Origin of the sequence: Paenibacillus albidus (assembly GCF_014644435.1) — a bacterium.
Taxonomy (GTDB): domain Bacteria; phylum Bacillota; class Bacilli; order Paenibacillales; family Paenibacillaceae; genus Paenibacillus_AQ; species Paenibacillus_AQ albidus.
This window is the reverse complement of the sequence record NZ_BMKR01000005.1, coordinates 319,947-331,462: the sequence shown is the minus strand read 5'-3', so window position 1 is coordinate 331,462 and position 11,516 is coordinate 319,947. Positions and strand designations below refer to the sequence as shown.

The 11,516-nt window shown below is 44.8% G+C and carries 12 protein-coding genes, 1 tRNA gene and 1 pseudogene; 3 read left to right on the top strand and 11 right to left on the bottom strand.

What is annotated here, in order from left to right; genetic code table 11:
• Nucleotides 1-166 precede the first annotated feature (166 nt).
• Entirely contained in the window at nt 167-685 is a 519-nt protein-coding gene (locus IEY53_RS08095; RefSeq protein WP_189023733.1) for a stalk domain-containing protein, read from the top strand.
• A 99-nt stretch (nt 686-784) separates the two neighbouring features.
• Here the strand turns inward: IEY53_RS08095 and IEY53_RS08090 are convergent, their stop codons facing one another.
• From IEY53_RS08090 to IEY53_RS08075, 4 genes are all read right to left on the bottom strand, one after another.
• Nucleotides 785-1,273 carry a GNAT family N-acetyltransferase gene (locus IEY53_RS08090; protein ID WP_189023732.1) on the bottom strand — a complete coding sequence of 163 codons (489 nt, stop codon included), beginning with the start codon at nt 1,271-1,273 and terminating at the stop codon, nt 785-787.
• A 25-nt stretch (nt 1,274-1,298) separates the two neighbouring features.
• Nucleotides 1,299-2,513, bottom strand: a complete 1,215-nt coding sequence (locus tag IEY53_RS08085; RefSeq protein ID WP_189023731.1) for a WG repeat-containing protein — start codon at nt 2,511-2,513, stop codon at nt 1,299-1,301.
• Nucleotides 2,514-2,703: 190 nt separating this feature from the next.
• Nucleotides 2,704-2,991 carry a hypothetical protein gene (locus tag IEY53_RS08080; protein ID WP_189023730.1) on the bottom strand — a complete coding sequence of 96 codons (288 nt, stop codon included), beginning with the start codon at nt 2,989-2,991 and terminating at the stop codon, nt 2,704-2,706.
• Nucleotides 2,992-3,026: 35 nt separating this feature from the next.
• Nucleotides 3,027-3,215: a hypothetical protein gene (locus IEY53_RS08075; protein ID WP_189023728.1), complete on the bottom strand. Its 189-nt coding sequence runs from the start codon at nt 3,213-3,215 to the stop codon at nt 3,027-3,029.
• Nucleotides 3,216-3,694: 479 nt separating this feature from the next.
• Between IEY53_RS08075 and IEY53_RS35700 the strand changes: the two genes are divergently transcribed.
• Entirely contained in the window at nt 3,695-4,396 is a 702-nt protein-coding gene (locus IEY53_RS35700; protein ID WP_189023727.1) for a collagen-like protein, read from the top strand.
• Between the two features lie 110 nt (nt 4,397-4,506).
• On the opposite strand, the pseudogene IEY53_RS34995 reads toward IEY53_RS35700, so the two are convergent.
• The 3 genes and pseudogenes from IEY53_RS34995 to IEY53_RS08060 form a co-directional block, all read right to left on the bottom strand.
• Nucleotides 4,507-4,763 (bottom strand): annotated as a pseudogene (locus IEY53_RS34995) (transposase); the annotation flags it as partial.
• A gap of 216 nt (nt 4,764-4,979) precedes the next feature.
• Complete coding sequence (locus IEY53_RS08065) at nt 4,980-5,789, bottom strand: SMI1/KNR4 family protein (protein ID WP_189023726.1); 810 nt, start codon at nt 5,787-5,789, stop codon at nt 4,980-4,982.
• Nucleotides 5,790-6,320: 531 nt separating this feature from the next.
• Nucleotides 6,321-6,527: a hypothetical protein gene (locus IEY53_RS08060; RefSeq protein WP_229696043.1), complete on the bottom strand. Its 207-nt coding sequence runs from the start codon at nt 6,525-6,527 to the stop codon at nt 6,321-6,323.
• 498 nt (nt 6,528-7,025) lie between these two features.
• On the opposite strand from IEY53_RS08060, the gene IEY53_RS08055 reads away from it, so the two are divergent.
• Nucleotides 7,026-7,241, top strand: a complete 216-nt coding sequence (locus tag IEY53_RS08055) for a tyrosine-type recombinase/integrase (RefSeq protein ID WP_189023769.1) — start codon at nt 7,026-7,028, stop codon at nt 7,239-7,241.
• Between the two features lie 85 nt (nt 7,242-7,326).
• On the opposite strand, the gene IEY53_RS08050 is transcribed toward IEY53_RS08055, so the two are convergent.
• From IEY53_RS08050 to IEY53_RS08035, 4 genes are all read right to left on the bottom strand, one after another.
• A tRNA-Val gene (locus IEY53_RS08050) sits at nt 7,327-7,398 on the bottom strand.
• An 836-nt stretch (nt 7,399-8,234) separates the two neighbouring features.
• Entirely contained in the window at nt 8,235-8,354 is a 120-nt protein-coding gene (locus IEY53_RS08045) for a dihydroorotate dehydrogenase (RefSeq protein WP_189023725.1), read from the bottom strand.
• Nucleotides 8,355-8,695: 341 nt separating this feature from the next.
• Entirely contained in the window at nt 8,696-10,297 is a 1,602-nt protein-coding gene (locus IEY53_RS08040) for an AraC family transcriptional regulator (protein WP_189023724.1), read from the bottom strand.
• 148 nt (nt 10,298-10,445) lie between these two features.
• The gene (locus tag IEY53_RS08035) at nt 10,446-11,456 is read right to left on the bottom strand and encodes an ABC transporter substrate-binding protein (protein ID WP_189023723.1); all 1,011 of its coding nucleotides are present in this window, start codon (nt 11,454-11,456) and stop codon (nt 10,446-10,448) included.
• Nucleotides 11,457-11,516: the final 60 nt, after the last annotated feature.

The window sequence follows — 11,516 nt, the reverse complement described above, 5'->3', positions numbered from 1 at the left end:
AGTTTGATCTATTATCCATGAGTTGTACTTTCCGTGTCCACCTCTTAGTCTAAATCACTGAGTCCGCTTCCTTGCACCGCCGGCCTTTTTATTTACTATATTCTCTTAAACTCCTCCCATCATTTACCGTAATATAGTAAAATTAGATTAAAGGAGCTGATAATTTGTGAAAAAAGCAATCATTGGACTGGTAGCCGGACTGCTGATCGGATCGGCAGGAATGGCCGCCGCCGCGACTACGCCAACCGTACAGGCTGTATTCGCCAAGTTTACCTTTACCGTCGATGGCCAGAAGCAAACACTTAAGAATGATCCCCTGCTCTATAAGGGAACTACATACCTGCCGGTCCGTGAAGTGGCGCAAATGACCGGTTATGCGCTGGAATATGACAACACGCAGAAATCCATTGCGCTTAAATCCAAAAAATCCGATGTAGCCGTGCTTACTGCCGAGAACTGGATTCCCCTCGACGAGCTCAAAAACTTCAATATCACCGTAACAGGCAATTTAACGGATACCATCACCTTGATCTTAGGGCCCAAAACCATAGACATTCCCGTTCCGGCTAGCAAGTCAGGCCTTTACACCTCCAAAACCGTATATGGGAATGTTGAACTTCATTTTACCGAAAAAGACACTCTGATTGAATTAAACAGTTTAAAAAAGGCCGGTTTCATTCAGTAGTTCCATAACCATCCTATTATTTCATTAGTGGGAAGACCGAAATAAATAAGCCCTTTCAATTCCCGGTAGGAATTCGGAAGGGCTTATTTACATTCGCGATCAGAAGTCTTTATTATTGAAGGACTGAACATATTTTTTAAAGTCTGGCCTATATAATTCTGTGTAGGTATCATTCGTATATTCTGTAATCACACTTCGCCAAAAAAGGACAGCAGCTTCATTTGAACTCATCTGAGCAACCTTCCAATTCGCCTTATACAGATTAAATGCTTTAATGGCAGCTTCCTTTCCGAACCCATTCCTTCTATGTTTCTTGAGAATCATGAAATCATAAATAACATGTGTTGGATCCGGATCAACGTCATAGTTTTCAAAGAGAACAACTAGGAAGCCCATAATTTTCCCATCGTGAACAATAAAAAAAGGATTCCATCGAGGGTCTTGCCAATAGTGATCCAAACTAACACCAAATAGTCCGCAGCTGTTTATGTCTTCCTCGGTAAATTGGCTAAAATCATAAAGATATAACTGATATATATTGTGCAGCGTAACCTTACTTTCCTCCGAAACAGAAATGAGTTGAACCACTTATCTTACCTCCTCGAAAGGTTATTTAGGGCTCTTTTATCCTCCATACAATCTGACCAGTCTGATTAACATATACTTCTCCATCGTCGCTATAAGCATAGGAGAGCCCATTTGAAAATGGCTGCGCCCATGAAAGTGTTGGTTGAATAACCCAATCCCCTTTTTTATTGATGAAGCCCGTCTTGCCGCCCGATTCAGCTGCTGCGAGCCCCTCATAAAAGTCACTTGCTGCATCAAACTGGTTGGAAATAATCATCGTCCCTTTATGATCTATATAGCCTGCTTTCCCCTTCACTCTAACTGCGGCCAATCCCCCGGAAAAGGAGTGAGCTTCCTCATAAATAGCAGGAATCGCTATTTCTCCTTTTTTATTAATAAAGCCAAATTCAGATCCCTTTTTCACAGCTGCCAAACCTTCAGAAAAAGAATCTGCCTTTGAATACTCTGCATTTATCAGAACATTACCTTTTTTATCGATATAAAAGAACGCTCCATGGAGCGTAACCAAAGCAAGCCCCTCTGAAAAATCTATAGCGCTGTCATATTGCGCCTTTATAATTATCTTCCCTAGAGAATCAATATATCCATAGCTACTACCTATTTGAACAGCCGCCAAACCTTCGGAAAAACTGTTAGCTTTTTTAAAGTGCGGCTTTATAATACTAGCTCCAGTAACGTCCATATAGCCATACTTAGATACGGGATCAAGAGTTCTATACGCTGCAAGCCCCTCTGAAAAATCTTTTGCATCATAGTAGTTCCCTTTTGGGATAACTAATTTCCCCTGCTGATTGATGAACCCAGCAAATTTCCCACTTGAATATACAATGGCCAATCCTTCACTAAAAGGATAAGCATTTGTAAACTTCGTTTGATAATCAATTACATTCTTACCTTGCGCATTGATATAACCAAATTTCCCTCCGTTTGATGCCGAAAAAAGATTTTGCTTGGAGTACAGAGAGACAATTTGCGACTTACCATACCACTTTACTTCCAAACCACTTGCTTCACTGATAACTCGAAGAGGTACATAGGTTGCGCCATTTATAATCTGGGGTGCTACCTGAAGCGTAGCAGGAGTATTATTAATCCATGCAGTGTTCTGATCAATTACTAATTGAATAGTAGTCCCTGACTTATCTCCGGAGATAGTTTTACTTACAGAGTCATAACTAACACTAAAGCCCAATGTTTTGAAGATTTCTTTAAAGGGAACCAGGACAGTGTTATTCTTCATAACTGCCAAGTGCTCTCCTTGCATGATACTCCCATATAAAACAACTTTAATTCCACTTTTCGCCAAGGCTGTCCCTTGACTGACTAACGCAATCATAAATAGAGTAAAGAAAAATAAAAAAGGCTATTTTTGATACTTTCCTCATCCCTTACAACTCCTTATATCCTAATATTTGCGATCTTGATCACCCCTAAAACGGAAATGCAACAATAACTAATATCAACAAAACAATTCCTATAATCGACATTAGAAGGCCTTGTTTGCCTTGCTTGCCTTGCTTGCCTTGCTTGCCTTGCTTGGATTTGCTTTTCATATAGAAGTACCCACCATTAAAAATCAGTGTTCCGCACACCATTACCATCGACCAAGATCGTAAGGACTGATCTTCGACGTTATAATCCTTGTTAAGCAAAAACAGACTTGATAGAATGGTTGCCACTGCAAAAAGAATACCAAGCACTCTAAAGACCCTTTTCATTTCATCGCTCCTTCAATTCACATCCCCAAGCAAAGCTATAGAGTATCGGCATTTCCAATCTTAATAGGGTAAGTATATTTTATATGGAGTATTCTGTAAATGAAACCGGTAATGTACATTTCTCTATTAGATCCCCGCTGCGAATGGATTGGTTTTATCTCATCTAGTCCCCATTCTTCCGTATCTAATTCCGGCTTTATGCGCGATGACTGTTGTTTGTTCACTTCCCTGCTCCCTCCTTCTAAACCATTCCAACGTACGCTATGTATTAAGCCGGCCGTCAAGGGGCACAACCTGATGATCTCGACCGTGATAACATCGGGGATCTCCATCAGCATACATTTTGCTACGACGTGACATAGGTGAAATCCGAATCTCATCTATATCCCTACATTGCAAAACAATAGATACTGGAGTTTAGGAATTGGATCTCCTCAAAAAAAAGTAACTCCTATTCTAGACTAACATACAGACCAAGTAACTTAGGCATTCATAACATAGACATGAATACAGAGGAGGCGATATTGTTATGAGAGAACATCGAGATTATAAAAAAATTAAAAGAGGCCTTGTGCGAGGAAAAAATTGTCACAGGAAATTTAAATGCCCTAAGATCATCAAGTTGAACAAGTTTTCACCTAAGATTAAAATAAATGCCCCAAAAGGGCCGCAAGGGGTGCCTGGCGTACCAGGTGTGCCAGGAGTGCCAGGGGTCCCAGGCATTCCCGGAGTGCCAGGGCCGACAGGGCCGCAGGGTCTGCAAGGTCTGCGAGGGCCGCAAGGGCTGCAAGGGCCGCAAGGGCTGCAAGGGCTGCAAGGGGCACAAGGGCTGCAAGGTAACTTAGGCGCGCCTGGCGCTCCAGGGGCTGCAGGCGCCACGGGGGCTACAGGGGCTACAGGCGCTGCCGGTGCTACAGGCGCTACAGGCGCTGCAGGTACTATCGGTACTGCAGGCGCCACAGGGGCTACGGGGGCTACGGGCGCTACAGGGGCTACAGGGGCAGGAATTGGTGATTTTATAAGTATCTTTAGAGCGGATCCAGGTCCTGGTACAGATGCGATTCCTGGAAACACAGCTATTACATTTACTGGAGTTTTAGCTTTACTTGGAACTGCATTTACTTTTACAGCTCCCTCAGACACAGTTATTATAAATGAAGTAGGCTTTTACGATATTAGTTTTGCTGTCCATAATCAGGGGAATGCTGCCTTTAATGTTTTATTAAATGGAACGCCTATAACTCCGTTACCTTTTACAGGGAATGGTGGAGGTCCGACAACTGCAGAAGTAATTATTCAAGTAACCACAGTTCCAAGTACCCTTCAGATTGTTAATGCTAGTGCTACTCCAGTCCTGCTTCATAATGCACTCAATACAACACTTACAATCACTAAGCTTACCTAAAATAAGCCCAGATTGTCGAGAAACCCAGGTCTTTTGGAGATCTTGGGTTTCTTTTTAGGTTCTAGCGTATATAGAATGGGAAAAGTAAGGGGGTTCCCCCGTTTTTCCAGGCGACCCAGGTGGAGCGCCATCTTCTTCACGTTCTGCACGACTGTTGTCATCAGCGCTTGTTCCCTGACGTTTTAAGTCCACGCAACCAACAATATCGAAACCCATGGAGCTCTTGGCATCCGCGAAGCTTCGCTCTATCGTCTCTACATGCCGGGTCACGACTCCCCTGTGGTTTCGGGATTGTGTACACTCACTCAGCAGCGGACAGGTCCTTGCAATGCTCCGGATCGGAAGCGTACGGTCGGTAACCCTTTTTTAAAATTCCCTCATCCCAAATTGTAGTCGGCGCAGATATCGCTCAGGAAGCTCATATTTCTCTCGCGCGGTCAGTCGGGGATTACGCTGGGATTACCAAATGAGTCCGGTAGACGCGACGAGGGCTTTCAACGGTTTAGCCGGTGGATTCATGTGAGCAGGTACCCGCCGGACATTACTGGCTAAGCGCTTCCTCGCTGGCTTTCAGACAAAGGAGTTATATATAGTCCCAAAATTCTGGAGGTTCATGAATAAGCACAGTGTTATTTGGAAACCCATCCTGAAGGGCCTTAAATACCGTATTCCGCAGATCTCTGGAAATCATCGCGATCATATACCAATTACATGAGGGGTATTCAGGATAGTTCCATGTTCCTTTTCGATAGTTCTCATACAGGAGAAACCTCGAAGGATCACCATCCCGATCTTTCCATGTAGGGTGAACGGCATTTCTAGAGACAAATATGCCGTCTTTCGCCTCAGTCTCTTCCTTTGTAAATGTACAGTCCAAAATATTACTAAGTTTTTTCATAAGACTGAAATCATCGTCAGCAATATTTTCAAATCCAAAAACAAAACTGTGGTAGTTATCATAAAGCTTATCTGTAAACTCTTCAAAATTATCGGCAAGATGGGTTATAGTAAATTCTTCAGTATAAACATGTGTGATTGAAGGTTCACCAAGAGGGCCACAATTACGATAGTCAAAACAGTATAAATCATGACCATCACCAGCAAACGGAAGCAGACCTTTTGGCAGCTCATATTCTTCAGCGGTTTCTAAGCTTCCAAGGATACCTCCGAACTTTTCTCCAATCCCTTCAATTTCATTTATAGTATAATGGCCCTCATCGTCATCAGAGAAACCATCGAAACGAAGGCTTCCTCCATTGTATTGATATGTTAATAATTCAAGATAGAATTTAGGCAGAGATACTTTCAATATCTTCTCTGCGTTTTCAATCATCTGTTCCGTAAGGGGAGGATGAGTAAAATATTCACTCTCTTCCAGTAAGAACTTCCTCATAAATACGCCTCCGATAATTAAGCAACTTATTATTTCCCAAAATGTTTTGAATTCAATAAACTTCGACACCAGGCAACCAATCCCTTTATTTGTAACTCCACAAAAAAGCACCCATTGAGGTGCTCTATTCCTCAAGAGTGATGTAATCATAATCCGTGTTCAACTATTACACTTCAATAAAGAACCTTTCTATTCTAGGCATCCTACTTACCGACAAGCTTTATCGGTTCACCATACTCCCGCCTCGCGCTCCTCGAATGTCAGGAACTTATTAATCCGGTATCGCTCAAAAGCCACTTCCACTGCCGGTCATACAGGTTCTGCCTCCTAAAGCCCAATGGTATATATTTTTGCGATTTATGATAAAATTAAGTGGATTTTATTTCTAATTGAGGGAACTGCGAGGAAATGGTAATGTTAATATTAGGTGTGATAATTTTAGTGTTGGGCTTTATAGACTATAAATCCAACGGTTTCCGCTTCTCTTCTCTTGTCCCCTTAATTCCCTGTAAGGGTAGAGGGTGGTTAACCCTATGCCTTTTTTATAACAATGCCGTCGGGATCAACCTCATCTGAAATCCCTTTGAAGTAAGGATTCTCGGCAGATACAGTGCCATCGGGCCAAGCCTTGCCCTGGCACACATCCCCCACAAAAGACACCCGTCTTAGTTGACCCAATCTTCCCAATAAACGAATGACTTCAAATTCGCAGGATGTTGATTTCCATTCATCAGTCATTGTTTATCTCCCCTTATGGGCTATAAGTCAAAATGCTGTATCATAAATAGAAAACAGACCCTTTTTAGGAGGTAATATGAAATATTTCACTCGGCTTTTGTTCTTTGTCTCCCTTGTAGTGTTCGTAACTTACTCTTTTGACGCTGTTGTTGAGTACAATAAAATGTTTCTTTATATCATCATGTTTGGATTGACTGGTTCATTTATAACAAGTTTTCTCGGAGAAAAAAGTAAAATGAACTCTTTTATAAGATGGGTCTCGGCTGCTTTTGTGATTGTTTTTTTAGCTTACGTTTTTATTTTTGCATTCCTATGGTCATCAGCAAATAGACCTTAACTGGCTGACCGGCCGATATTCCTCACCTCTGAAACTGTGTATGCGGATCTTGTCTTGTCCCTTCCTGATTCCGTGTTCAAACGATTCCCTTTAAAGGTAAATAAGGGAATGAACTCTTGGTTGGCGGTGGAGCGAGAATATGTATTCGCAAATAAAAAAAGATAAGATTTCAAAACCTTCGACACAGCTGCGCTACTTTACTTATCGATGACGGAGCTCCCATGAAGGCCATTCAGAAACAACTAGGCCGTGCAAGAAAACAAACGGCCTCTGACACTTATGCTCATGTAACTAAAAAACTTAGTCGAGACACTGCGGACAGATTCAATAAATTCGCTCCTGAAAATTCCCGTCCCCAATCCGTCCCCAAATTGTAAATCAAATTAAATAAAGCACCCAGTTCATTTTCAAACAAAAAGAAAAAAGCCTTATAAATCAAGGCTTTTCCGTGGTAATTCAATATAGGACGGATGGGGTTCGAACCCATGACCCCTACCCTGTCAAGATAGTGCTCTCCCGCTGAGCTACCGTCCTGCAACGAAATTTATAATAACATATTTACGGCATAAATGGCAATTGTTTTTTATAAATCTGTGGGCACAGTTGTTTAATTAACATTCTGGTAGTCTTTAAACTATCGAAAAATAGCAGCTCACTGGCACCTTTTTACGCTTCAGGTGGCTAGCAGCATGCCAGAATAGGCGCTCAAGTCTTTTCACTGCATTTTGTACATCAGGCTGCGGGTAATCCCGGCTAATTTTCGATTTGAGTGTATTTGGTGCATCAGAAATAGCGGAAAGGGCTGAAAACCGCCTGTTTTCTAAATTCCCACTGTACGAAATACATCAGAATTGATTTTTGAGCCACTTCAGAGTGATTCTAATGCACGAAATGCATCAGAATTGCCTCCGCTCCCATTGGACTTAGACGTGGGCTAGTCACACACCATAAAACTCTCACTTTCATCGCAGATAAGGTGCGGTAGGTTTACTTTTGCCCTGCTCCTGCTCCTGCTCCTGCTCCTGCTTCTGCTTCTGCCCCTGTCCCGCTCCTATCCCTGCCCCACCCCCTGCTCTTGACCCCGCTCCTGCCCCCCTGCTTTGATCTTCTTTTCGGGTGGCATTGAACGTGGGTCTCTACAGCCATCGAATAGCAGCGTGCGGGCAGCAGTGACCTTAGTAACAATGTCGCAGCACCTCGCGCACTTCACTTCACTTCACTTCACTTCACTTCACTTCACTTCTCTTCTCTTCTCTTCTCTTCTCTTCTCTTGTCCTGTCCTGTCCTCTCTGCACATTAGTTTCGCCACAAACGGAACAAACCCCGGCTCATAAAGAGCCGGAGCTTGCACCAAGCACATCTTTTATTTCTTACGCCAGGAAGGCTTTGGAGATGATAACCAGCAAAATAAACAGCACCAAAATGCTGGTAGTCGATGTAAATCCACCATAGCCACCTACATTGTTACCCCCGCCACAACATTCGCTCATTGTTTATTCCTCCTTTGTGTTTGATACATCATAGAATATGCATAGAGGCCTTGCATGCTTGGGTGTAAAGGAAAGGAGTTACTTCCTTCAACTGCCCGGAGAGCTGCTCGAAAGCAACAATTTTACTTTTCAGGAAGAATGAGCTTATCAAAAGGCGGTTCTTATTTTATAATAAAAGCAGTTATTCTTATAAGGAGGCGCTTTTGTTGAATAAGTTGCTAAGGAAACTATACTCCGAATATTTGGTTATTCCCCGCCCCTTTCGGCTACTGATGTTATGGGGATGGATTATTTTGTTCTTCGTGGCCGGCTATAAATTTAAGTGGTTCTACTAAAAGCCTTCAAGCCAGCACCCGCAGCACATCGTCGATCTTCCGTCTATGGGATAACACGCCATAATTCATCCAGGCCATAAAATCCACCTCATGTACACAACCGTTGCGGACAGCCTTTAGGCCTCGCCAGAGCGGGCTATCCAGCAGTTCACGCCCTTCGCCCTCCTGCTTGTCAAAAGTAATGAACAGGTGGTCCGCATGCAGGCGGGACAACCTCTCCTGTGTGAGTTGCACACGCCGTTCCCCTCTTGTCCACTCCGCTGCCAGCGGATGAGCCAACAGGCCCAACTCCCGGTATAACACATTTCCTATGTAACCAAGCTCCCCGCATCCATACAAGACCACCGCACGGGCAGATATCCGCAGTACAGCCACCGTTTGTGTACGTACCGAGCGCCGGAGCAGGTCAGCAGCCTTTTCAGTTTGCTGCTTATAGTCCTGCAGGATATCCTCGACCCGGTCCGTTTGTCCGAAGACAGACGCTATGGAGCGAAGAGTCGAACGCCAATCCTCACACCCAAATGGCAGCTTGAATAACGGGGCAATCCGGCCGCATTCTTCCAGGTTCCACCGCTCATGCCCGCTATTCAGCATAATCAGCTCAGGCTTATGATCCGACAACCTCTCTAAATCTCCGGAAGAAACATCGAATTCGGGAATGTGGTCAAGACCCAGATACTCTTGTTTGCCCCACTGGGCGTGAGTGTATTGCAATACCGGCATAATCCCCAGTGCCACCAGATAATCCTCCAGAAACGGAGCAAATATACGCATTGTCCCCTGATGGGAATGCCGGTATTGCCCGGGTGTCACCCCAAGCGTTCCTTTGAACCGCCGGCTAAAATAATACTCATTGCTGTAGCCCACGGCCTGAGCAATGTCATTCAGACGGTCTTTTGTGAGCAGCAGCAGCTGTTGAGCCCGCTCGATGCGGATGCCATTCATATAATCCAGCGGAAGTTGTCCGGTAATCTCTTTGAACAGTCCCGTATAACGGGCCCGGCTGATCCCTGCCATTGCTGCCAGCTGATCTACGGTGAGCGTCGTGGAGTAGTTCTCCTGTATATAACGAATGGAACGCTGCACTGCGTGCTTCGGGTCTTCTTTTTGGGATGACGGAGGATTGGCCCGAAATATCAGCAGCAGCAGCTCCTGAAACCGGGTATGGCTTGCGAACTTTTCGATTTCCTCCACGGACCCGCGTTTCTGATATAAGGCATCCAGCAGCAGCAGCGCTTGGGAGAACGGTTGACAAGCTGCCGGACCACAACGGATCAATCCACCAGTTGGAGCGAAATTAAGGGAGGGTATACGTTCGCCTGAGCTGCCTACGACGTCGATCTTCAATCGGTAAAAGCTCATTCCGCCCTCCCCGCTCTCCATCTCGCCAAACATCCCCGGCTCAAACATCAGGCCTGCGCCTATAGTTAAAGGAACATGAACCCCATTCAGAATGATCCGGCCTACACCTGCCGTGATAACGATTAAGGTATATTCCTGGAAGACCTCTTTACTGCTTCTGATCCCGGATGGCTGCCTAACCTGCTCTATATCCAGCAAAGAGTAGAATATCATTTCCCGCTGTCCTGTCCCGGGTCCTTCTTTCATCCGGCTCCCCTCCTAATTGAGAATGATTTTCACTGTTTACAGTGTAAAACAAAAAAGAAAGCCAATCAACCGTAGTTGAGTTGCTTTCTTTATTTGTTCTTCGTATGTCCTTCGTGTGTCCTTCGTATGTTCTTCGTTTGCTTCGTTGTTATTTCACCATATATTTGAGCAGATCATCCAGCTTCATGGAGTTAGCCGTAATGGCGCCCGATTGCCAGTGGGAGCGTTCCATTTTGTACACATTGCCGTTTTGGATCGCCGGGATGTTCTTCCAGAGCGGACCTTCCAGCGTTTTGTAGGCTTCCTGATTCTCCGGGTCTTCCCAGGTTCCATTGGCCGGAAAAACAATAATATGGTCTGCCGCAAGCTCAGGCACCACTTCCTCTGAGAGGGCGGACTGGTATTCAGTCATCTCGGCGGCCATGGGAATAGGCTCAAGCCCGAACTGGTCGTAGATTAATCCGGTAAGTCTGTTCTTGACACCAAAAAGTGCAATGGATTTATCCGCTACATTCAGCCGCAATACCGCCACCTTCTCTTGCCCGACGGCCTGCTGCAGCTTCGCTTTTCCGTCCGCTGCCTTTTGTTCATATTCGGCCAGTACGGAGTCCGCTTTGTCCGGAATATTCATCACATCCGCCACTGCCTTCAGAATTTCGGTAGAATCCTGGAGAATGTTTTCTTTCAACCGGTACGTTGGAGCAATTTTGGAATAGAGCTCATATTTGGCCGCATCCACTGCACCATCCACGATAATGAGATCGGGATTCTGGTCCAGCAAAGCCTCCAGACTGCCGGTGATATCGAATTGCGGGACCGAAAGATTCAGATAATCCTGCTTGCCCCAGCTCGGATGATACCACTGCACAACCGGCGTAACCCCCAGTGCCGTGAGATAATCCTCCAGATACATACCTGCTACACGCTGTGGATGCGCCGGAATTTCCACCTCACCGAACTCGTCCGTTACGATACGGGTAGCACTTTCTTTATCACTTTTTGCTGTACTCCCCGGTGCTGCACTTGGCAAGGCGTTCGCTGCATTGCCTTGTCCCGCTGCTTCCGGGGATGAAGGGCTATTGGCACCGCATGCAACAATTCCCATCATCATCCCCAGGATTAACGCCGTTCCGGCCATCTTTCTACCCCATCTATACATCTTGATCCCCACTCCTGCCTGTTTATCGTTGATAATCATTATCACTAGAATGATTACAAC